Source organism: Streptomyces sp. NBC_00310, assembly GCF_036208085.1.
In the GTDB taxonomy this organism is placed as follows: Bacteria; Actinomycetota; Actinomycetes; order Streptomycetales; family Streptomycetaceae; genus Streptomyces.
The window spans coordinates 3,551,464-3,574,129 of record NZ_CP130714.1 but is presented as its reverse complement, the minus strand read 5'-3'; the positions used below and the strand labels follow the sequence as shown (position 1 = coordinate 3,574,129).

Here is a 22,666-nt window from a genome sequence, read left to right as displayed (position 1 = left end):
GGACGGGTTCGGGCCTGAGTCTGGGCCTGTACTCGACGTGGAGGCAGGAGCCATGGTTACTCGGATCGCTTGTGTGGGAGGAGGCCCCGGTGGGCTGTTCTTCGCGGCGCTCATCAAGCAGGCCGATCCGTCGGTCGAGGTGACGGTCTTCGAGCGGAACCGCCCGGAGGACACCTTCGGCTTCGGCGTGGTGTTCTCGGACGCGACGCTGGCCGCCATCCACGCGGCGGATCCCGTGCTGCGCACCGCGCTCGCGGAACACGGCCGGCACTGGGACGACATCGAGGTGCGGCTGAAGGGGCAGCGGATCCGGTGCGGCGGCAACGGCATGGCGGCCATCACCCGCAAGGCCCTGCTGGAGCTGCTGCACCGGCGGGCCGAGGAGGTCGGCGTCGAGCTCCGGTTCAGCCACGAGGTTCCCGCGGACCCCGCGCGACTGGCCGACTACGACCTGATCGTGGCCGCCGACGGGGCGAACTCCCGGTTCCGTGACCGGTTCGCCGACGTGCTCGTGCCGGAGGTGGAGGTCGCCACCGCCAAGTTCATCTGGTTCGGCACGGACTACCTCTTCGACGGCCTGACCTTCGTGCACGAGCACGGCCCGCACGGCACCTTCGCCGTGCACGGTTACCCGATCAGCGACAGCGTCAGCACCTTCATCGTCGAGACCGACGAGGAGTCCTGGCGGCGGGCGGGGCTCGACGAGTTCGACACCGCGCAACCGCCCGGCCCGAGCGACGAGAAGACCAAGCACTACCTGGAGAAGCTCTTCGCCGAGCAGATCGACGGGCACGAACTGCTGGTCAACAACTCCCGCTGGGGCAACTTCCGCACCCGGCGCACCCGGCGCTGGCACAGCGGCAACGTCGTCCTGCTCGGCGACGCCGCGCACACCGCGCACTTCTCCGTCGGCTCCGGCACCAAGATGGCCATGGAGGACGCCGTCTCCCTCGCCGACAGCCTCCTCGCCCACCGCGACGACCTCGCGAGCGCCCTGGAGGCGTACGAGGCGGCGCGGCAGCCCGCGGTGGCGAAGATCCAGGGCGCCGCCCGGCCGAGCCTGTCGTGGTGGGAGCACTTCGGGCGCTACCACGACGCGTTCGAACCGACGCGGTTCGCCTTCCACTTCATCTCCCGCAGCATCGGCAAGGAACGGATCGCCCGCCGCGACCCGGAGTTCGTCGAGCAGGTCGTACGGGACTGGCGGGCCGCGCACGACGGGCTCGACCCCTTGGCCACTCCCTTCCGGGAGTTCGGCGGACGGCGCCTGACCTCCGAGGAGCTCGCGGCACTGCGCACCCAAGGGTGCCTGTGGCTCACCGCACCGGAGGGGGAGGACCAACTGCCGAAGATCTACGAAGAGTTGGCCGACGCCCTCGGTGGTGACACGCCCCCGGACCTGGTCGCCGTACAGGGCGGAAACCCGTTCACCCGGTCACTGCTCGCCGAACAGGCCCGCCTCGTGCACGGCGTGCCCGCACTGATCGTGGAGGACGCGATGGACGACGACCGCGCCGAGACGCTGCTGCTGTCCGGGCGCGCCGACCTGGTGGCGGGGGAGCAGGCATGAGCACCGACCTGACGCCGATGTTCGCGCCCGAGGGCGTGGTCGTGATCGGCGCGTCACGGCAGAGCGGCAAGCTGGGCGCCGCCATGGCCCGCTCGCTGGCGACCTTCCCCGGCGCCCGCGCCCTGGTCAACGCGCGCCGTCCGGAACCCGACGAGGGCGTGTACGCCTCGGTCGCCGAAGCCGTCACGCACACCCGCGGACGACTGGACCTGGCCGTGCTCTGCGTACCCGCGGCCGGCTGCGCCCAGGCACTGGCCGAGGCGGCAGCCGCGGGCTGCCGTGCGGCGCTGGTCTGCGCGGGCGGTTTCGGCGAGGCGGGCCCGGAGGGCGAGCAGTACGCGCAGGCACTGCGGCGTATCGCCCAGGAGACGGGGATCCGCCTGCTCGGCCCCAACACCTCCGGCTTCTTCGCCCCTCACCTGGGCCTGACGGCCAGCTTCGTGCCCGCGGCCGGGCAGATCCCGGCCGGGGACATCGCGGTCGTCGCGGCCAGCGGCGGCGTCAACCACGCGCTCTCCTTCGACCTGGTCGCCGCCGGGAACGGCATCAGCCTCGGCGTCGGCATCGGGGCGGGCCTCGACGTCACCGCCCCGGACGTCCTGGCCCACCTCGCGGGGGACGACCGTACGACAGCCGTCGCCCTGCACCTGGAGACGGTTCCGGACGGGCCACGGCTGGTCGAGGCCGTACGCCGGGCCGCTGCCGTCAAGCCGGTCGTGGCACTGGTCGTCGGCCGCAGCGACGTCGGTGACTTCGCCCGGTCGCACACCGGCGCGCTCGCCACCTCCTGGCGCACGACACGCGCCGCGCTGCGACAGGCCGGGGCGGTGGTCGTCGATGACGAACGCGAGATGGTGGACGCGCTCACCGCGCTGTCCCGCGTCCAGGTGCGTCCGCTAGATGATCCGGGGCTCGCCATCGTGACCGCCCAGGCCGGACCGGGACTGCTGCTCGCGGACCGGGCGGGCGTCGACGGCATCCGGATGCCGGAGCTGGCGGACGACACACAGCAGACCCTCTCCGGGCTGCTGCCCCCGCTCACCTACCAGCGCAACCCGGTCGACACCGGCCGGCCCGCCGAGACCTTCGCCCGTGTCCTCGACGCCACGGCCGCCGATCCGGCGGTGGACCTGCTCGCCGTCTACGCCCTGACCGAGCCCGACAGCGTCGACCTCGCCTCGGCCGCGCAGGACGCCGGCCTCGGCGCCCGGTCCCCGGCCGTGGTCGTCGTCGGCGGCCTGCCCGAGGACGTCGCCGAGCAGCGGGCGAGGCTGCACAAGGCGGGGATTCCGGCGCTGACCGGACCGGCGTCGGCCGCCAACGCCGTACGGGCACTGGTGACGCATGCCCGGCAGCGGGCCGTGCCCGCCGACGCGCCCGTGCGGGAGACGACCGCAGCCGTGCCGTCCGGTCCGCTGGACGAGGACGCCGCCAAGACGTTCCTCGCCGCCCTCGGGATCCGCACCCCCGACCGCGTCGCCTGCGACACCCGCGCCGACGCCCACGACGCCCTGCGCCTGCTGGGCGGGTCCGTCGCGGTCAAGGTGCTCGACGCCGCGATCCTCCACAAGACGGAGACCGGCGGAGTCCACCTGGGCGTCCGCACCCCCGACGAACTCGACGCGGCCGTGGACGCCATCGGCCCCGACCACCGCTACCTGGTCGAGGCGATGGCCCCGGCCGGCGTCGACCTCGTGCTCGGCGTACGACGGGACCCCGTGTTCGGGCCGGTCGTCCTCGCCGGGCTGGGCGGCACGGCCGCCGAGGCCCTCGCCGACGTCGCGATCCGGCTCGCCCCGCTCTCCGCGGCCGAGGCCGCCCGGATGCCCGACGACCTGGCCGCGCGCGCCCTGCTCGACGGCTGGCGCGGCGGGCCGGTGCTCGACCGGGCCGAGTTCGGGCGGGTCGTGTCGGCGCTCGCCGCCGCCCTGGCCGCGAGTCCGGACACCGCCGAGATCGAGATCAACCCCCTGCGGCTCACCGCCGACGGGCTGATCGCCCTGGACGCCGTGATCGTGCACACGGCCGACCGCACCTGAGGAGAACGATCATGCCAAGGCCGAGCAGCAACGGTGCTGTCCCCTGGCCCGCGGAATACGCCGAGCGCTACACCGCGAAGGGGTACTGGGAAGGTCACGCCCTCGGCGACCGGCTCCACGCCGCCGCCGACGCCACCCCCGACGCGGTCGCGCTCGTCGATGGTGGCCGAAGGCTGACGTACCGTCACCTCGCCGAGCGGGCGGACGCCGTGGCCCTGCGCCTGGCCGCGCTCGGGCTCCGCCCGGACGACCGGCTCGTGGTGCAACTCCCCAACACCGCCGAGTTCGTGATCCTGACCTACGCCTGTCTGCGCCTCGGCGTCATCCCGGTGATGGCGCTGCCCGGGCACCGCAGACACGAGATCGGCCACCTGGTCGAGCACAGCGAGGCCGTGGCCATCGCGGTGCCGGACCTCCTCAAGGACCACGACCACCAGGCGATGGCCTTCGAGGTCGCCGACGCCTCTCCCACCCTTCAGCACGTCCTCGTACTCGGCGACAAGATCGGCGACGACGCCGTGGACCTGCGGGAGTTGTGCGCCGCGCCCGGCACCCCTGAGGACCGGGCAGCCGTGGACGCGTACCGGCCGGACAGCCGCTCGATCGCCGTGTTCCTGCTCTCCGGCGGCACCACCGGGCTGCCCAAGCTCATCGCCCGCACGCACGACGACTACGTCTACAACGCCCGCCGCAGCGCCGAGGTCTGTGAATTCGGCGCTGACACGGTCTACTTCGCCGCGCTGCCCCTCGGTCACAACTTCCCGCTCGCCTGCCCGGGCCTGCTGGGCGTCCTGCTGAACGGCGGCCGGGTGGTGCTCGGTTCCCCCAACCCGGAGAAGGCGTTCCCGCTGATCGAGCGGGAGAGCGTCACCGCTTCGGCCCTGGTCCCGGCCATCGCCCAGCGCTGGCTCGACCACCACCGCGAACACCCCGGAACCGACCTGGGCTCGCTGCGTCTCCTCCAGGTCGGCGGCTCCCGGCTCGCCGACCATGTCGCCCGCCGGGTGCGCCCCGAACTCGGCTGCACGCTCCAGCAGGTGTTCGGCATGGCCGAGGGTCTGCTCAACTACACGCGCCCGGACGACCCGGAAGACGTCATCTGTACGACACAGGGGCGCCCCATGTGCGAGGACGACGAGCTCCTCGTCGTCGACGAAGTGGGCGACCCGGTCCCCGACGGGGCCCCTGGCGTGCTGCTCACCCGCGGCCCGTACACCCCGCGCGGCTACTACCGCGCCGAGGAGCAGAACGCCCGCGGCTTCACCGAGGACGGCTGGTACCGCACCGGCGACATCGTGCGACTGCTGCCCGACGGCAACCTCGTCGTCGAGGGCCGCGACAAGGACATGATCATCCGGGGCGGGGAGAACATCTCCGCGGAGGAGATCGAGAACTTCGCCTACCAGGCACCCGGCGTCGCCCGCGCCGCCGCCGTGGCGATGCCCGACGACCGGCTCGGCGAGCGCGTCTGCCTCTACGTCGTACCCGAACCGGGCCACACGGTGACCCTCGACGACATCCACCACGTCATGGAGGGCGCGGGCATCGCCCGCTTCAAGTTCCCGGACCGGCTGGTGGCGGTCCCCGAACTCGCCGCCACCAAGGTCGGAAAGATCGACAAGAAAGCGCTGCGCGCCGACATCACGCGCCGGCTCGACGCCGAAGGAACCCCCGATGACCACTGACACCGACGGCAGGGCGCCCGTCATAGCCCCGGAGGAGACGGACCCCGAACTCCGCAAGCTGTACGACGGTTTCGCGGAGGCCGGACTCATCCCGCTGTGGACCGAGATCGGCAACCTCATGCCGATGACCCCGCAGCCCGAAGCCGTCCCGCACGTCTGGCAGTGGGACACCCTGCTGCCGCTCGCCCGCCGCTCCGGAGACCTGGTGCCGGTCGGACGCGGCGGTGAGCGCCGCGCCATCGCCCTCGCCAACCCCGGCCTGCCCGGACGGCCGTACGCGACTCCCAACCTGTGGGCGGCGGTTCAGTACCTCGGCCCGCGCGAGGTCGCCCCCGCGCACCGGCACTCGCAGGGCGCCTTCCGGTTCATCCTGGAGGGCGAGGGCGTGTGGACGGTCGTCAACGGCGACGCCGTCGAGATGCGCCCCGGCGACCTGCTCCTCACCCCCTCGATGCACTGGCACGGCCACCACCACGTCGGCGACGCGCCGATGGTCTGGCTGGACGGCCTCGACATCCCGCTCGTGCACCGCCTGGACGCCGGGTTCTTCGAGTTCGGCGAGGACGGCGTGTCGGACCGCTCGACCCCGACCCGGTCACGCAACGAACGCCTGTGGGGCCACCCGGGCCTGCGCCCGATCGGTGCGCCGGACAGCCCCGACTCACCTCTGATGGCCTACCGCTGGGCCGACACCGACGACGCCCTCAGCGCCCAGCTGGAGCTGGCGGACGAAGGACACCCGGGCGTCATCGAGCCCGGTCACGCCGGCATCCGCTTCACCAACCCCGCCACCGGCCGCGACGCCCTGGCCAGCCTGCGCACGGAGATGCATCGCCTGCGCCCGCGCACGGTCACCGCCACCCGCCGCACGGTGGGCTCGTCGGTCTGGCAGGTGTTCCGCGGCAGCGGCACCGTCACCCTCGACGACCGGGTGACCGAGGTGAGTGAGGGCGACCTGATCGCCGTCCCCTCCTGGTGCGCCCTGACCATCGCCGCGCACACGCGGCTCGACCTGTTCACCTTCAACGACGCGCCCCTCTACGAGGCGCTGAACCTCGCCCGCACCGAAACGACCGGGAGCACGTCCGCATGAAGCTCGCCACCATCCGCACCGCCGCCGGCACGGCGGCCGTCCGTCTCGACGGCGCCCGGGCCGTGGAGACCGGAGCCCCCGACGTCGCCGCCCTGCTGCGCCGCCCCGACTGGCGTACGGCCGCTGCCGCCGCCGACGGCCCGGCGCACGAGGTGGCCGCCCTCGACTTCGCCCCGGTCGTCACCACCCCGTCCAAGATCTTCTGCGTGGGTCACAACTACCGCACCCACATCGCGGAGATGGGCCGCGAGATGCCGTCGCACCCCGCCCTCTTCGGCAAGTTCGCCAACGTCCTGCTCGGGGCCCGCGACGACATCGTCCACCCCGGCGAGACGGAAGAGCTGGACTGGGAGGCCGAACTCGGCTTCGTCATCGGCTCCCGGCTGCGCCGCCGGGCCGGCAAGGAGGAGGCGGCGGCCGCGATCGCCGGCTACACCGTCGTCAACGACATCTCCATGCGGGACTGGCAGTGGCGTACCCCGCAGTGGCTGCAGGGCAAGGCGTGGGAGGCCAGCACCCCGGCCGGTCCCTGGCTGGTGACCGGCGACGAGATCGACGAGGCGGCCGACCTGGAGATCCGCCTCGACGTGGACGGCGAGGTCATGCAGCGCTCGCGTACGTCCGACCTGCTCTTCACCCCGGCGGACATCGCCGCGTACCTCAGCACGTTCACGACGCTGGAGCCGGGAGACCTCGTTCTCACCGGTACGCCGGGCGGGGTCGGCGCGGCCCGTGACCCGAAGGTGTTCCTGAAGCCGGGGCAGGTCGTACGGACGGTCATCGAGGGCGTCGGGGAGTGCGTCAACACCATCGTCGAGGACAAGCAGTGAAGGTCCTGGACTGGGTCGCGGACGGGCAGCGCCGACTGCAGGAAGCCGTCGACGCGCTGCCCGCCGACGCGGTGACCGAACCGTCCGCCCTGCCCGGCTGGACCCGCGGCCACCTCCTCACCCACCTCGCCCGCAACGCCGACGCCCTGGTCAACCTGCTGACCTGGGCCCGGACGGGCACCCCGACCCCGATGTACACCTCACCGGACCAGCGCGCGACGGACATCGACGCGGGCGCCGGACGCCCGCTCGCCGAACAGCGGGCGGACGTACGGGAATCCGCCGCCCGGTTCGCCGCGGCGGCCGAGGCGCTGACGGACGACGCCTGGTCGGCCACGGTCACCAGCGCCCAGGGCCGTGAGATCCCGGCGTCCGAAGTGCCGTGGCTACGGGCCCGCGAGGTGTGGATCCACCTGGTCGACCTGCGGGTGGGCGTCGGTATGGACGTGCTGCCGCCGGACCTCGCCTGGGCCCTCGTACGGGACGTCGCCGGATGGATGTCGGCCCGCGTCGGGCCGGAGAGCGGGGCCGGGCTGACGGCGGACGGCCACGGCACCGTCGTACTCGGTACGCCCTCCCCGAGCGGCCCCACGGTCACCGGGCCGCCGCACGCCCTCGCCGCCTGGCTCACCGGCCGGGGCGGCACCGAAGAACTGCGCGGCGAGCTGCCGAAGCTCCCGCGCTGGCTGTGACCGAGTGATGGTCAGGGATTTTCAGTGATTGTCAGTGATTGTCAACGATCAAAGGAGATCGGCATGAGCGAGACCTTCGTCCTGGTGACGGGTGCCTGCCACGGAGGATGGGCCTGGCGCCCCGTCGCGAACGAGCTGCGTGCCGCCGGGCACGAGGTGCACACCCCCACGCTGGCCGGACTGGGCGAGGGCGACGACCCGCGCGACGTGACCCTGACCGACTGTGTGAACAGCCTCGTGGAGTACGTCGAACGCGCCGGCCTGACGGACATCACGCTGGTCGGTCACAGCTGGGGCGGCTACGTGCTGGTGGGCGCGGCGCCCCGGCTGGCCTCCCGGCTGCGTCGGCTGGTCTTCTGGAGCGCGTTCGTGCCGAACGACGGCGAGTCGCTGATCGACGCGTGCCCGCCGCACTACGGCGAGATGTTCCGCGCGGTGGCGGCCGCTTCCGGCAACAACGCGGTCACCTTCCCGTTCGAGGTGTTCCAGCAGGCGTTCATGCAGGACGCCGACGACGAGACACAGCGGATCGTCCACTCCCTTCTCGTGCCACAGCCGCTCGGTACTTTCACGGAGAAGCCGGACACGAGCGCGTTCTACGCGCTGGACATCCCGACCGCGTACGTCCTGTCCGAGGAGGACCTCTCCCTCCCCGGCGAGTGGCACTGGGCCGAGCGCTTCCCCCAGCGCCTGAAGAACCCGCTGATGATCGAGACCCCCGGCAGCCACGAGGCCCTCTTCACCCGCCCCGCAGAACTGGCCGACGCGTTCGTCCGTGCCTGCGCGGCATAACGGTGGAAGCCCAGAGCCTGACGAGCGCGACAAGGCCGCATGGCTCAACGCAAGTGGGCGCCTCCCGCAGGTCACCCCAGCCACACAGCCAGCGTCACCTCGGCCCCCGTCCCCGTCAGGTCCGTCGTGACCGTCAGGCGATCCGTGACCAGGTGGGCGAGCCAGAGGCCGCGGCCGGGGCAGCTGTCGGTGAGGCCGGGGAGGAGTTCGGGGATGGTGGGGGTGAAGCCGGGGCCGTTGTCGGTGATGCGGCACTCCAGTTCGTGGGGGAGGCGGCGGAGTTCGAGGCGGCCTTGGCCGCCGGCGTGTTCGACGGCGTTGGCGGCGATCTCGCTGACCGCGAGGGTGAACTCGCCGAGACGTACCCCGCCGAGGCCCGCAGCTGCGGCCGTGTCCTCCACCTGGGCGCGTACCTGAGGGAGGTTCTCCCCCGTGAAGTGGCGTTTCAGCAGGAGGGTTTCGGGGGCGGGGCCGGGTTCCTCGCCGCCCGCGCCGCCGATCGTTCCGGCTCCGCCGTCCGTTTCCCCGCCCGTCATCACGGCCGCCTCCTCTCGATGGGTGTCGATGGATACGGGCACGGGGCGCTGGGCGTCAAAGGTGAACTGCCGCACCCTGCCCACGCTAGCCGTGCTCGCCGGATGAGTACCCAGGAGATCGAGAGGACATCGTGCCTGGTCGGAACCGTATGAATTCGATCGGATCGCGATTGCTTTCGCCCGACATCGGCTGATCGGTTTGCGTCCACCGATCGGTGGGACGAGGAGAGGCTCGCCGCCTTCCGCGCACCACGGCACCGACCCCCTCCCGCACGGTCCGGGAGGGAGCCGGTGTCCCGGGGGCGACTACGTCAGCTCGACTCCACCCCCACCGTCAGCGACCCCGCGTACCCGGCCGACGGCGAGCTGCCGAGCGCCGTCAGGGTGAGGAGGCCGGAGGCGGCGCCTCCCTCGTCGTAGATGGAGTCCTGGGCGAGGGTGGTGCGGGGGACCGTGTTGGCGGAGTACGGGGAGAGGGCCGCGACGCGCGTGGTGATGGTCTCGGCGAAGAAGAGCTGGCCGGTGTGGAGTTCCTGGCCGCCCGTGAACGAGCCGTCGGAGGTGAGCGTGACGTCCGTGTGCACCTTGAGGTGGATGTGGATGCACCGGCCCCGGTACCAGCCGGGGTAGACCGTCGTGATCTTCGCGACGCCGCTGGAGTTCGACAGTACGGCGCCGCGCAGGAACGTGCCGTTGTCGGGCTCGTCGTGACCGTTGTTGCCGACGAAGCCGGAGTACTCGCCGAGCGCGTCGCAGTGCCAGATCTCGACCAGGGCGTTGCCGATCGGGACGCAGGTGTCGTCGTCGACGACGGTGAGGGTGAGCTGGAGCGGGAAGCCGGTCTTGTCCTCGCGGATGTCGGCGCGGACGAGTTGTCCGTCGAGGTAGTAGGGGCCTTCGGTCATCTCCTTCGTGAGGGTGCAGACGGCCGCGGCGGCCACGGGAGCGGTGTTCCCCGTGTCGGCCGTTGCGGCTGTGGGGGCTTCAGACGTGGCGGCGGCGCCCACGGCCAGGGTGGCGGCCGTGGCGCCGGTGGCGATCAGTACGGTGCGGCGCCCGATCGAAGTCGCCTCTGTCGCCGCGGTTGCCTTTGTTGCCTCTGAGGGCACTGAAGTGTCTGTCATGAACACGGCACCCTAGAAACGGAAACTATCGGTCAGCTGTCAGTTAGGCAAAGTGAACAACCGTCAAGTCTCTTGTGAGACAGGTGAGTTGATGGAATGTTGAATTACCTGGTCGGCGACGCCCCTGGGGGCTATTTCGCCTCCCGCGCGATCGACTCCAGTACCTCCTGCGGGTTCCCCTCCGGAGTCACCGCCTTCCCGATCCGCTTGCGGATCGCGGCGGCCACCTCGGACCAGTTGGTCTCGGCGACGGGGTACAGGCGGAGGTTCTGGAGGGTGTCGAGGCCCTTCCACAGGGACCGGTGGCCCTTGTCGGCGCGCATCGCGTCGGCGGCGGACGTGGTGACGGGGAGCAGTTCGTACTGGGCGGCCTGCTCGGTCACGTACTTGTCGGCGTAGAGGAAGTCGAGGAACTGGCCGATGGCGGTGCGATGTTCGTCGTTCCTGAAGGCGACGACCCAGTCCGCGGTGCCCATCGTGGGTGTCTCCTTGCCGTCGCGGCTCGGCAGCGGCACGGTGCCGTAGGGCACGGAGTCGGAGGAGTCCTCGATCTGGCGGATCAGCGACAGCGGGCCGTTGACCATGGCCGCGTCACCGGTGAGGAAGGCGTCGACGGCTTCGCTCCGGTTCAGTTCGCCGGGTGCGACCGGGCCGGTGAGACCCTCGCCGATCAGGTTCTCCTTCAGCCAGGTCAGCGTCGCCACGTTGGCGGGGGAGGCCATGTCGTATCTGTTCGTGGAGTCGGTGTAGCCGCCGTCGCCGGCCAGCAGCCACATCAGCGTCTCGGCCTCCGCCTCCTCCGGGCCGAGCGGCACGGCGATCGGGTACTTCACCCCCTGCGCCTTCAACGCCCGTGCGTCGGCGAGGAGTTCGTCCCAGGTCTTCGGCGGCTCCAGGCCGGCCCGCTCGAACAGGTCCTTGTTGTAGTAGAGCAGCCGCGTGCTCGCGGTGAACGGCAGGCCGTACTGCGCCCGGTCCATCTCCCCGGCGTTCGCGAGACTCTGGACGAACGAGGCCTGGACCGGGACCGACAGCACCTCGTCCGCGCTGTAGAGGAGGTCCTGCGCGGCGTACTCGGAGTAGCTGTCCGTCTGGACGATGTCGGGTGCCTCGCCCCGCTCGACCAGTTCGGCGACCTTCTCGTCGACCTCGTCCGGGTCGTAGACCTCGACGTCCACGTCGATGCCCGGGTGCTCGGCGCCGAACGCCAGGGTGACCCGGTCCCAGTAGCCCTCGGAGTTCTTGTGGACACTGTCGCCGTAGTTGGTCGCGACGACCGTCAGGGAGACCCCTCCCGACTCCGCGTCCGTGCCTCCGCCGCAGCCGGACAGCCCGGCCGCGAGGCCCAGCGCGGCCGTGGCCGCCACGATCGTCCGGGCCTTGCGGCTCGTCCGGGCCTTGCCGCTCGTCCGGACCTTGTGACTCGTCCGGGGCTTGTGACGCACGGTCCACCCACTTCCGGCTTCCAGTCGAACCTGAGACGCATGCGTGCGGCAGTACGGCAGCTCAGCGGTACGGCGTACGTGAGGAGCGCCGTACTGGGCACGGGCCTCGCTCGCACAGGTATGCGATGGGCTTGATCGTATGGCGCACACCGGTGCGTACGGGGCCGTGGGCGTTGCGTTTTGGTTCCGACGGGGTGACGGGAGTGACCCGAGACGCCCCACCGGCGACAGGGAGTACGGAATCGGCGCCCCTGTCGTTCACGCCGCCGCGTGGCGTCGCGTGGCCGCCGCGTGGCCGCCGCGCACGGCCGGGCCGCCCACGACGCCCTGTACGGCGGCAAGGCGGGAGTAGCGCGACGCCCCCGACAGCGGCCCTCGCGGGGCCTGTTGGGGGCGTCGCCTCATGCGGTCGGTCAGGGGTGGGGCCGGGCTCAGCCCACCTGGTTGTACACCGCCCCCGCCGCGGGCCACCCCTGCGGCTCCTCCAGCGGCTCCGGCTGGGTGCGGCCGCGTACCTGGGCGGCGGTCAGGCCCTGGGCCGCGCCCATGGTGCGACGGCCCTGGGCGGCGGCCGCGAGACCGGGCATGCCGGTCTGGGCGACGGGCTGGAGGCCGGGGGCCGGCATGGCGGGGGCCGGCGCGGCGGGCATCGGAGCCGGTGCGGGGACCGGCATCGGCATCGGGGCCGGAGCGGGTGCCGGAGACGCGAACTGCATGGACGCGGCGGCGGGCACGGGCGCCGGGGCCGGGGGCGCGAACTGCATGGACGCGGCGGCGGGCACGGGTGCCGGCGCGGGGGACGCGAACTGCATGGAGGAGGCGGGCGCCGGGGCCGGCATGCTCATGGCCTGCGCGGCGAGGTTGTGCATCCCGGTGCCGTTGGTCTCGCTCATCAGCCGGTCCACGGCCGCCGTACCCGAGCTGTAGCTGGTCCCGGTGCTCAGCTCGGGTACGGCGGCTCCCCTCCTGGACCCGTAGAGAACCGACTCCAGGCCTGACACCAGGCGACGCACGTCGACCTGGGGCCGGACCACGAGTCGCAGGAAGCGACTGGACGAGCCGACCTTGTTGCCGCACTCGCGGACCAGGATCCGGTGCTCGGTGAGGAGCCGGTCGCGGACCACGGTGCCCTCGGCGCCCACGGGCAGACGCACGAAGAGGAAGTTCCCCTGCGACGGGTAGACCGTCAGCCCGGGGAGGGCGGAGAGCTGCCGGGCCATGTCGAGCCGGTCGCGGCGGACCTGGTGCAGGCTCTCCATGTACTCGGCGCCGTGGTTCTTCAGCATGAAGACCACGTGCTCGGCGAAGGAGTTGAGGTTCCACTTCGGCAGCATCGAGCGGACCTTGCCCGCGAGCGCCGGGTTGGCGACCAGGTAGCCGAAGCGGATGCCGTGCAGGCCGAAGTTCTTGCCGAGGCTGCGCAGTACGACCACGTTGGGCCGCATCACCGCGTCCTGGACCGTGGACGGCTCGGACTCGGCGTCGGCGAACTCCAGGAACGACTCGTCGATGACGATCAGGTCCAGGTCGGCCATCGCGTCCATGAACTGCACCAGCGCGTGCCGGTGGATGAAGCCGCCGTCGGGGTTGTTCGGGTTGCAGATGACGGCGACCCGGGTGCCGCGGGCGCGGATGAACTCGGCGTACTGCGCGAGGTCCAGGGCGAAGCCGCTGGACTCCTGGAGCGGGTACATGTCGACCCGCTTGCCGGTCTCCATCGGCTGGTCGGTCCAGCGGCCGAAGGTGGGGACGGGCACGGCGAGGGACTCACGGACCATCAAGTGGTCCAGCCAGGTGATGAGTTCGGTCGAGCCGTTGCCCATCGCCACGCACTGCGGCGGCAGTTGGAGCAGGTTGCACAGCTCCGCGGTGATGGTGTCGGCGCCGCTCGGGTAGTACGTGATGATGTCGCGCAGCCTGGCCGCCATGTCGTCGAACATGGCGGGGGTGGGGAAGTAGGGGTTGCACGGGATACAGAAGTCCACCGGACCCGCACCCTCGCCGCCCTCACGTGTCAGCGCCGCCATCGAGGGGCTGTGCGCCGCAGTGCTGCGGAACAACGAGGTCACGTTGTCGGCCATGGAACCTCCGTAGGGGGCGGGCCCGCTGGGGACGGCCGGGCCCGACGACTAAGGGCGGCCCGTGCGGGGGAGCACGGGCCGCCCTTACATACGGAGGCTGGGATGGCGCTGTTCAACCACTGAGTATTTGGTGGGAAATTGTGAGTGAGCTGTGAAGACTCGATGTCACTCCAGCGTCACTCGAACGCGTGGACCGTCGCCGAGCGGTACGTCTCGCCAGGTCGCAGCACCGTCGACGGGTACGTCGGCTGGTTCGGCGAGTCCGGGAAGTGCTGGGTCTCCAGGCACAGCGCGTCCCCCTGCCGGTAGATCTTCCCGGAGGACCCCACGAGCGTGCCGTCGAGGAAGTTCCCGGAGTAGAACTGCAGCCCCGGCTCGGTCGTCGAGATCCTCAGCGTGCGGCCGGACGACGGGTCGGTGAGCGTGGCGGCCCACTCGGGCTCCGTCGTACCGCCCTTGTCCAGCACCCAGTTGTGGTCGAACCCCTTGGCGTACAGCAGCTGTTGATCGTTCTCGCGGATGTCCGCGCCGATCGCCTTGGCCCGGCGGAAGTCGAAGGGCGTGCCCGCGACCTCGGCCGGCTCACCGGTGGGGATCAGGCCCGCGTCGACGGGGGTGAACCGGGAGGCGGCGAGGGTCAGCCGGTGCTCGTGGACCGAGCCGCCGCCCTCGCCCGCGAGGTTCCAGTAGACGTGGTTGGTGAGGTTGACGACGGTCGCCCTGTCGGTGGTCGCCTCGTAGTCGATCCGCCACTCGCCCCGCTCGGTGAGGGTGTAGGCGACCTTCACGGCGAGTGTGCCGGGGTAGCCCATCTCGCCGTCGGCGCTGGTGCGGCTCAGGTACAGGCCCACGTCCGGGCCGTCCGTGAACGGTTCGACGTCCCACACGGCCCTGTCGAAGCCGTCCGCCCCGCCGTGCAGGCTGTTCGCGCCGTCGTTGACGGAGAGTTCGTACGTCTCGCCGTCCAGGGTGAAGCGGCCCGCCCCGATGCGGTTGCCGTACCGGCCGATCAGCGCGCCGAAGTAGGGGGACCCGGTGACGTAGTCCTCGACGGTGTCGAAGCCCAGGGAGACGTTGGCGTACCGGCCGTCCCGGTCCGGGGTCTCGAGGGACTGCACGATCCCGCCGTACGACAGGACCTTCAGACGGGTGCCGCCGTTCTCCAGCGACCAGCGGTGGATCTCGGTGCCGTCGGCGAGCTTGCCGAAGAGCTCCTTCACGGGTGACGTCCCGCCTTTCTCCCACAAAAAGGGGAAGGGCCCCGCCATCCGGCGGGGCCCTTCCCGGTGTATCAGGAACCGGACTTGCGCTTGTTCCACACGTCGAACCCGACGGCCGCCAGCAGGGCCAGGCCCTTGATGACCTGCTGCCAGTCGGAGCCGACGTTGAGGAGGTTCATGCCGTTGTTGAGGACACCGAGGACGACACCGCCGATGATCGCGCCGAGGACGGTGCCGACACCGCCGCTCATGGACGCGCCGCCGATGAACGCCGAGGCGATGGCCTCCAGTTCGTAGTTGAGACCCGCCTTCGGGCCGGCCGCGTTGAGCCGGGCGGCGATGGCCAGACCCGCCAGGGCCGCCAGGGCGCCCATGTTCAGGAAGACGTAGAAGGTGACCTTCTTGTCCTTGACGCCGGACAGCTTCGCCGCCGGGAGGTTGCCGCCGATCGCGTAGATGTGGCGGCCGAAGACCGTGTTGCGCATGACGTAGCCGTAACCGACCACCAGCAGACCGAGGATGATCAGGATGATCGGCGCGCCCTTGTAGCTGGCGAGCAGCATGGTGACGACGAGCAGCGCGGAGACGATGGCGACGAGCTTGAGCAGGAAGATGTTCATCGGTGCCACGTCGAGCGAGAACTCCCGCTGACGCCTGCGGTCCCGAACCTCCTGGAGCACCACGAAGGTGATCAGGACGAGGCCGAGGAGCAGGGTGAGGTTGTGGTAGTTCGTCTCCGGCCCGGTCTCCGGCAGGAAGCCGTTGCCGATCTTCTGCAGGCCCGTCGGGAAGGGGCCGAGGGTCTGGCCCTGCAGCAGGATCTCCGTGACACCGCGGAAGGTCAGCATTCCGGAGAGGGTGACGATGAACGACGGTATCCCGAGATACGCGATGAAGTAGCCCTGGATCGCGCCGGCCAGGGCGCCCACCATCAGGCAGAGGACCACGGCGACGGGCCAGGAGATGTCGTGCTGCACGGTCAGTACGGCCGCGAAGGCGCCGACGAACGCGGTCAGTGAGCCGACCGAGAGATCGATGTGGCCGGCGATGATGACCAGCATCATGCCGATCGCGAGGATCAGGATGTAGCTGTTCTGCAGCACCAGGTTGGAGATGTTGCGCGGCAGCAGCAGGTCGCCGTCGGTCAACACGGCGAAGAACGCCACGATCAGGCCGAGCGCGATCAGCATGCCGTACTGCCGCATGTTGCGGCGCATGCCGTCCAGCAACAGTTGGAGGAGACCTCCGCCCGCCGCGCTCCCGCTCTTGCCGGGCGGCGCGGGGGCCGGGCTCTTGGCGGTCACATCCGTGCTCATCGGGTTACCTCTTTGTCCTTCGTCATCTGACGCATCAGCGACTCCTGCGTGGCCTCGGCACGCGGGAACTCGCCTGTCAGCCGTCCTGCGGCCATCGTGTAGATGCGGTCGCACATCCCGAGCAGTTCCGGCAGCTCGGAGGAGATGAAGACGACCGCCTTGCCCTCTGCGGCCAGCTTGTCGATGACCGTGTAGATCTCGTACTTGGCGCCGACGTCGATACCGCGGGTCGGCTCGTCCAGGATCAGCACATCGGGACCCGCGAAGATCCACTTGCTGAGGACGACCTTCTGCTGGTTGCCGCCGGACAGCTTGCCCACCGGCTCGAAGACGGTCGGCGCCTTGATGTTCATGGACTTGCGGTAGCGCTCGGCCACCTGGCGCTCCGCGTGCTCGTCGACCACACCGCGCTTGGAGACCTTCTGCAGGGCGCTCAGCGAGATGTTCCGGTTGATCGTGTCGATGAGGTTGAGGCCGTAGTGCTTGCGGTCCTCGGTGACGTACGCGATCCCGTGCTTGACCGCCTCAGGGACGCTCTTCGTACGGATCTCGGTGCCGTCCTTGAGGACCGTGCCCTCCGCGTACCGGCCGTACGACCGCCCGAAGACGCTCATCGCGAGTTCGGTGCGGCCGGCGCCCATCAGGCCCGCGATGCCGACGATCTCCCCGCGCCGCACGTTGATCGACACGTTGTCGACGACCTTGCGCTGCTGGTCGATCGGGTGGTGCACGGTCCAGTTGCGGATCTCCAGGGCGGGGGGCACACCGACCTCCGCCTCGTGCGGGGTGCGCTCGGGGAAGCGGTGGTCGAGGTCGCGGCCGACCATGCCGGAGATGATGCGGTCCTCGGTCGTCTCCGCCGACTTCACGTCGAGCGTCTCGATGGACTTCCCGTCGCGGATGATCGTCACCGAGTCCGCGACCTTGCGGATCTCGTTGAGCTTGTGGGAGATGATGATCGAGGTGATGCCCTGCTTCTTCAACTCCAGGATGAGATCGAGGAGTTTGTCGCTGTCCTCGTCGTTCAGGGCCGCGGTCGGCTCATCCAGGATGAGCAGCTTCACCTTCTTCGACAGCGCCTTCGCGATCTCCACGAGCTGCTGCTTGCCCACGCCGATGTCGGCGACGCGGGTCTCGGGGTGATCGCTCAGACCGACCCGGCGCAGCAGCTCGGAGGCGTGCCGCAGGGTCTCGTTCCAGTTGATCAGCCCACGGGTGGCGTGCTCGTTGCCGAGGAAGATGTTCTCCGCGAGGGAGAGGTACGGCACCAGCGCCAGCTCCTGGTGGATGATCACGATGCCGTGGTGCTCGCTGGCCCGGATGTCCTTGAAGGAGCAGAGCTCACCTTCGAAGAGGATGTCGCCCTCGTAGGTGCCGTGCGGATGGACGCCGGAGAGCACCTTCATCAAGGTGGACTTGCCGGCGCCGTTCTCACCGCAGATGGCATGGACCTCGCCCTGGCGGACGGTCAGGGTGACGTCCGACAGCGCTTTCACACCGGGAAAGGTCTTGACGATCGAGCGCATTTCCAGGACGGGTCCCGCCATGGTCTTGCCTTCCAATCCTTGAGATCCGACGCTTACTTGAGCTGGTCCGCCGTGTAGTAACCGCCGTCGACCAGGATCTCCGAGTAGTTGGTCTTGTCGACGCTCACCGGCTCCAGGAGGTACGCCGGGACGACCTTGGACCCGTTGTCGTAGGTCTTCGTGTCGTTCGTCTCGACCTTCTTGTCGTTCAGGACCGCGTCGACCATGTTCGAGGCGACCTTGGCCAGCTCACGCAGGTCCTTGTAGACCGTCTGCGTCTGCTCGCCCGCGATGATCGACTTCACCGAGGCCAGCTCGGCGTCCTGGCCGGTGAGGACCGGCAGCGGCTTGCTCTTGGAGCCGTAGCTGTCCGACTTCAGCGCCGACAGGATGCCGATGGAGATGCCGTCGTAGGGGGAGAGGACCGCGTCGACCTTCTCGCTCTTGTACGACTTGGTGAGGATGTCGTCCATGCGGCGCTGGGCGGTGGCGCCGTCCCAGCGCAGGGTGGTGACCTGCGTGATCTTGGTCTGGCCGGACTGGACGACGAGCTGCTTCTTGTCGATGTACGGCTGGAGCACGCTCATCGCGCCGTTGAAGAAGTACTTGGTGTTGTTGTCGTCGTTGGAGCCGGCGAACAGCTCGATGTTGAAGGGGCCCTTCTTGCCCGCCGTCAGGCCCAGCTTCTCGACGATGTAGTTGGCCTGCAGCTCGCCGACCTTGCTGTTGTCGAAGGAGGCGTAGTAGTCGACGTTCGGGCTGTTGAGGATCAGGCGGTCGTAGGAGATGACCGGGATGTTCGCGTCCTTGGCCTGCTGCAGCACGTTGTCGAGCGACTTGTTGTCGATCGCGGCGACGATCAGGGCCTTGACGCCCTGGGCGATGAGGTTCTCGATCTGCGAGACCTGCTGCTCGGGCTTGTCCTCGCCGTAGACGAGCTGGGTCTTGTAGCCCTTGGCCTCCAGGTCCTTGACGACGTTGTTGCCGTCGGAGATCCAGCGCTCGGAGGACTTGGTCGGCATCGCGATGCCGATGGTGGCGCCCTTGGTGTCGCCCGAGGACTTCTCCTCACTGCCGCCCTCGGAGCTCTGACCGCAGGCCGAGAGGGTCAGGGCCAGGGAGGCGGCGGTGGCTATGGAGGCGAGGGCGGCACGGCGAGTACGCATGATCATCTTCCTTGATGTCTTGTGGCAGGGACCCGGTCGGTCTCAGGCGGGGACCCGGTCGGGCGAAGAGTTGTGTCGGAGTCTGTGCGACTGCGTCGGGTTCTGTGAAGAGGGGGTTTCCGGAACGTTATGCAGGGGTACCGAATCGACGCAGTTCTCCCGGCAGCCGCGAGCCGAGCGGCGCCATGTCGCCGTCCGCTCCATGGCGCGCGAGGAGGTCCAGGGCCAGCCGGCCGCGCCGTACGCGTTCCTTGGCCGTGGACAGGGTGAGGTCCCGCATGTGGTGCCCGTAGGGGTAGATCCCGGGGGCCTTCGACAGGCCGAACTTCAGGTAGATCGGCGCGCCACGCCGGATCAGCTCGGCGACCTCGTACATCCGCACATAGCCGCCGAGGTCGTCGGGGGCCTCGATGTACATGTCCATGGGGGCGGCGGACACCCGCCGGATCTCCGTGAGGTGGTCGAGCGTCAGGTCGCTCGGCACGTTGATCGAGTCGCCGCCGAGGTTCTCGTACACGGCGTACGCGGTGGGGTTGACCGGCCCGATCAGCGCCGACACCTTGAAGGTCGTGTCGGCCGGGATGATCCCCTCCACCCGCGCCCGGTGCAGCGTCCACAGCACACCCTCGTCGGCGACGAGCAGGCACTTCACACCCAGCTCGGTCGCGCGCACGGCGTCCTCGACACATCCGGCGACCGCGTCGTGGCCGCGGGCCCGCAGGCCGGCGCCCTTGGAGTCGGTACGGACGGAGGCGCCGATGTCCCAGGTGCCGCGCGGGCCGGTGAACAGGCAGAGCTCGATGTCGCGCTCGGCCGTCGCCTCCACCATCTCGGTGATCTCGGCGTCGCTGAGCATCCACACGCCACTGCCCTGGCTGATCCGGTGGATCGGCACATCGAGCCGCGAGGCCTCCTTGAGGACCACGCCGAGCGCCTCGGGCCCCTCCACGGAGGGCACCTCGGTGCGCCAGCTGCCGCCGCCGGGGAAGGAGTGCGGGGAGGCGTCGGAAGGGTCGAGGGCGGGCGCGCCCAGGCCGAGCGCGGTGAGCGCCTGCTCGCCGGGGCGGCGCGGGGCCGGAGCGGTGGTGTCGGTCACTGTCTGGTCCTTCACATTCGATATTTCGGACGAGGTTCGCGGCTCTGGGTGCAACAGGATCTTGGGTGTACGCCGGTACGAAGTCGTCAGGTACCCCGTACCGGCGTACGGCTCAGGGGTGTGTCATGGCCGCAGCAGGACTTTTCCGACCGTCGGGTCGCCTGACCCCACCAGCTCGATGGCCTGCGGAAACTCCTCCAGCGGCAGCTCGTGCGTGACGAGCGGCAGCGGGTCCAGCAGCCCGGCTCCGAAGACCCGCACCGTGTGCGCCCACGCGTCCGGCGCCGCGCCGAACACGGTGTGCACCTCCAGCTGCCGTACGACGAGATCCGTCGGGTCGAGCCCGTCCGCGCCCGGCGCCGGGATGCCCGTCAGGACCAGCCGCCCGCCGCGCCGCAGCAGGGCGGCGGCCGTGCGCGCCGCGTCCGCGGACCCGGCGGTCTCGATGACGACGTCGAAGTCGCCCGGCAGCTCCTGGTCCTTGGTCCGGAAGTCCGTGGCACCGAACCGCTTCGACAGCTCCGCCCGGTCCGAGCGGGTGCCCACGACGAGCAGCTCGGCGGGCGAGCCCGCCTTCAGGAACTGAACGGCGAACATGCCGAGCGTCCCCGTGCCCACCACGGCGACCCGCTCGCCCGGGACGGCGTTCGCCTTGAGCGCGGCGGCCGCGATGCACGCGGCCGGCTCCAGCAGCGCCGCCGCCGTCAGATCCGCGTCGTCCGGCAGAACGTGCAGCAGACGGGCGGGCAGGGTGAGGGTGGTGGCCATCGCGCCGGGCTGGGTGAACCCGGTCTCCTCGTACCCCGCGGAGCACAGCGTGGTCTCGCCCGCGTGGCAGCGGTCGCACACCTGGCAGTTCCGGAAGCCCTCGCCGACGACCTTGCGGCCTACAAGGCTTGAAGGAACCCCGTCCCCCACCGCCGTCACCGTCCCGGACCACTCGTGGCCCGGTGTGAGGGGGTAACGGACGTACCCCTCCGGCCGGTTGCCCTGGAAGACCTCGCGGTCGCTGCCGCAGATCCCCGAGGCGTGCACCCGGACCAGGGCCTCGCCGGCCTCCGGCTGCCGGGGCTCGTGCGGGACGAGCCGGTGCTCGCCCGGCGCCTCGATGACGACGGCGGTGGCCGCGTCGGGGCTGGCCGTCACTGGCTGCCCTTGGGCTTGCGCTGCTCCCAGCCCTCGGCCCACAGGTCGAAGCGGGCCTGCTGCTGCGGGAACTCCGCCGCCGCGTCCACGTCCAGCTCGACACCGAGACCGGGCTTGTCGGAGAGGTGGAAGTAGCCGTCCACGACCTCCGGGGCCCCCGAGACGACCTTCTTGATCTCCGCGTCCGCGAAGTCGTTGAAGTGCTCCAGGATCTTGAAGTTCGGGGAGGTGAAGCCGACCTGCAGGGAGGCCGCGGTCAGGACCGGCCCGCCCACGTTGTGCGGCGCGACCAGCGTGTAGTGGGTCTCGGCGGTCGCGGCCAGCTTGCGGGTCTCCCAGATGCCGCCGATGTGGCCGACGTCGGGCTGGATGATGTCCACGGCCTGGCTCTCGAACAGCTCCCGGAACTCGATCCGGTCGTGGATCCGCTCACCCGTGGCGACCGGGATGTCCACCTTGGCGGCGACCTTCTCCAGCGCCTTCAGGTTCTCCGGCGGGCACGGCTCCTCCAGCCACGCGGGCTTGAAGGGCGCCAGGTCCTTGGCGAGACGGACGGCGGTCGAGGGCGAGAACCGGCCGTGCATCTCCAGCATCAGCTCGGAGTCCGGCCCGATGGCGTCGCGCACGGCCTCGATCAGGGAGACCGCGTACATGCTCTGCTCGTGGTCCAGCTCGAAGTGGCCGGTCCCGAAGGGGTCGATCTTGAGCGCCTTGTACCCGCGCTCCATGACCCCCTGCGCCGCCTTGTGGTACGCCTCGGGGGTGCGCTCGGTGGTGTACCAGCCGTTGGCGTACGCCTTGACCTTGTCGGTGACCTTGCCGCCGAGCAGCTGCCAGACCGGCACGCCGAGGGCCTTGCCCTTGATGTCCCAGCAGGCCATCTCGATGACGGCGATGCCGGACATCACGATCTCGCCGGCGCGCCCGTAGTCGCCGTACTTCATCCGCTTGACCAGATCCTCGACAGCGAACGGGTCGGAGCCGAGAATGTGATTGGTCTGTGCCTCGTGCAGATAGCCGAGCAGCGCGTCGGTGTGGCCCAGCATGCGGGTCTCGCCGACGCCGGTGAGTCCCTCGTCGGTGTGCACCAGGACGTAGGTCAGGTTTCGCCACGGCGTCCCGACCACGTGCGTGCTGATTCCCGTGATGCGCACGGTACTCCCTGTCCTCTGTGGTCTGTTCGAAATTTCGTCGCTCGTTCGAAATGCTGGTCGCGACAGTAAGGACGACTCGGTCGGAGTGTCAATGGGTCGAACACACAACTGTTTCGTGTCGATGGCGGCCGATGGCCGGGATGGCGGGCAAATGA

General features: G+C 70.2%; 17 protein-coding genes and 1 pseudogene. 7 read left to right on the top strand and 11 right to left on the bottom strand.

The features are described 5' to 3' along the window. Window positions 1-52: 52 nt before the first annotated feature. The 7 genes from OG202_RS15685 to OG202_RS15655 all read left to right on the top strand — a co-directional run bounded on the left by OG202_RS15685 (window position 53) and on the right by OG202_RS15655 (window position 8,701). Window positions 53-1,570 (top strand): FAD-dependent monooxygenase, encoded by a 1,518-nt coding sequence (locus OG202_RS15685; protein ID WP_328222940.1) that lies wholly within the window; start codon window positions 53-55, stop codon window positions 1,568-1,570. Further along, the gene (locus OG202_RS15680) at window positions 1,567-3,609 is read left to right on the top strand and encodes an acetate--CoA ligase family protein (protein WP_326583072.1); all 2,043 of its coding nucleotides are present in this window, start codon (window positions 1,567-1,569) and stop codon (window positions 3,607-3,609) included. Before OG202_RS15685 ends, OG202_RS15680 begins: the two co-directional genes overlap by 4 nt. A gap of 11 nt (window positions 3,610-3,620) precedes the next feature. Further along, window positions 3,621-5,294 (top strand): (2,3-dihydroxybenzoyl)adenylate synthase, encoded by a 1,674-nt coding sequence (locus tag OG202_RS15675; protein ID WP_328222939.1) that lies wholly within the window; start codon window positions 3,621-3,623, stop codon window positions 5,292-5,294. Further along, window positions 5,284-6,387 (top strand): cupin domain-containing protein, encoded by a 1,104-nt coding sequence (locus tag OG202_RS15670; RefSeq protein WP_328222938.1) that lies wholly within the window; start codon window positions 5,284-5,286, stop codon window positions 6,385-6,387. Before OG202_RS15675 ends, OG202_RS15670 begins: the two co-directional genes overlap by 11 nt. Then, window positions 6,384-7,217, top strand: coding sequence for a fumarylacetoacetate hydrolase family protein (locus OG202_RS15665; RefSeq protein WP_328222937.1), 834 nt, complete (start codon window positions 6,384-6,386; stop codon window positions 7,215-7,217). The genes OG202_RS15670 and OG202_RS15665 overlap by 4 nt, the downstream gene beginning before the upstream one ends. Then, complete coding sequence (locus OG202_RS15660) at window positions 7,214-7,909, top strand: maleylpyruvate isomerase family mycothiol-dependent enzyme (RefSeq protein ID WP_326583076.1); 696 nt, start codon at window positions 7,214-7,216, stop codon at window positions 7,907-7,909. Before OG202_RS15665 ends, OG202_RS15660 begins: the two co-directional genes overlap by 4 nt. A 63-nt stretch (window positions 7,910-7,972) precedes the next feature. Further along, window positions 7,973-8,701, top strand: a complete 729-nt coding sequence (locus OG202_RS15655; RefSeq protein WP_326583077.1) for an alpha/beta fold hydrolase — start codon at window positions 7,973-7,975, stop codon at window positions 8,699-8,701. Between the two features lie 71 nt (window positions 8,702-8,772). On the opposite strand, the gene OG202_RS15650 is transcribed toward OG202_RS15655, so the two are convergent. The 11 genes and pseudogenes from OG202_RS15650 to OG202_RS15600 all read right to left on the bottom strand — a co-directional run bounded on the left by OG202_RS15650 (window position 8,773) and on the right by OG202_RS15600 (window position 22,511). Next, window positions 8,773-9,237 carry an ATP-binding protein gene (locus OG202_RS15650; protein WP_327729915.1) on the bottom strand — a complete coding sequence of 155 codons (465 nt, stop codon included), beginning with the start codon at window positions 9,235-9,237 and terminating at the stop codon, window positions 8,773-8,775. A gap of 311 nt (window positions 9,238-9,548) precedes the next feature. After that, on the bottom strand, window positions 9,549-10,361 hold the full coding sequence (locus OG202_RS15645; RefSeq protein WP_326583079.1) for an intradiol ring-cleavage dioxygenase: 813 nt from the start codon (window positions 10,359-10,361) through the stop codon (window positions 9,549-9,551). Between the two features lie 131 nt (window positions 10,362-10,492). Continuing rightward, window positions 10,493-11,806 (bottom strand): ABC transporter substrate-binding protein, encoded by a 1,314-nt coding sequence (locus OG202_RS15640; RefSeq protein ID WP_443052247.1) that lies wholly within the window; start codon window positions 11,804-11,806, stop codon window positions 10,493-10,495. A gap of 431 nt (window positions 11,807-12,237) precedes the next feature. Continuing rightward, complete coding sequence (locus OG202_RS15635) at window positions 12,238-13,887, bottom strand: pyridoxal phosphate-dependent aminotransferase (RefSeq protein WP_326583080.1); 1,650 nt, start codon at window positions 13,885-13,887, stop codon at window positions 12,238-12,240. Between the two features lie 176 nt (window positions 13,888-14,063). Next, window positions 14,064-15,122 (bottom strand): annotated as a pseudogene (locus OG202_RS15630) (aldose epimerase family protein); the annotation flags it as partial. Between the two features lie 56 nt (window positions 15,123-15,178). Further along, entirely contained in the window at window positions 15,179-16,423 is a 1,245-nt protein-coding gene (mmsB, locus tag OG202_RS15625) for a multiple monosaccharide ABC transporter permease (RefSeq protein WP_326583082.1), read from the bottom strand. Further along, the gene (gene mmsA / locus OG202_RS15620; protein ID WP_326583083.1) at window positions 16,420-17,970 is read right to left on the bottom strand and encodes a multiple monosaccharide ABC transporter ATP-binding protein; all 1,551 of its coding nucleotides are present in this window, start codon (window positions 17,968-17,970) and stop codon (window positions 16,420-16,422) included. Before mmsA ends, mmsB begins: the two co-directional genes overlap by 4 nt. 32 nt (window positions 17,971-18,002) lie before the next feature. Continuing rightward, entirely contained in the window at window positions 18,003-19,115 is a 1,113-nt protein-coding gene (chvE, locus tag OG202_RS15615) for a multiple monosaccharide ABC transporter substrate-binding protein (protein ID WP_405893554.1), read from the bottom strand. A 127-nt stretch (window positions 19,116-19,242) separates the two neighbouring features. Continuing rightward, window positions 19,243-20,211 carry a hypothetical protein gene (locus OG202_RS15610; protein ID WP_327729917.1) on the bottom strand — a complete coding sequence of 323 codons (969 nt, stop codon included), beginning with the start codon at window positions 20,209-20,211 and terminating at the stop codon, window positions 19,243-19,245. Between the two features lie 123 nt (window positions 20,212-20,334). Next, entirely contained in the window at window positions 20,335-21,357 is a 1,023-nt protein-coding gene (locus OG202_RS15605; RefSeq protein WP_327729918.1) for a zinc-dependent alcohol dehydrogenase, read from the bottom strand. Continuing rightward, the gene (locus OG202_RS15600; protein ID WP_326583087.1) at window positions 21,354-22,511 is read right to left on the bottom strand and encodes a mandelate racemase/muconate lactonizing enzyme family protein; all 1,158 of its coding nucleotides are present in this window, start codon (window positions 22,509-22,511) and stop codon (window positions 21,354-21,356) included. The genes OG202_RS15605 and OG202_RS15600 overlap by 4 nt, the downstream gene beginning before the upstream one ends. Window positions 22,512-22,666: the final 155 nt, after the last annotated feature.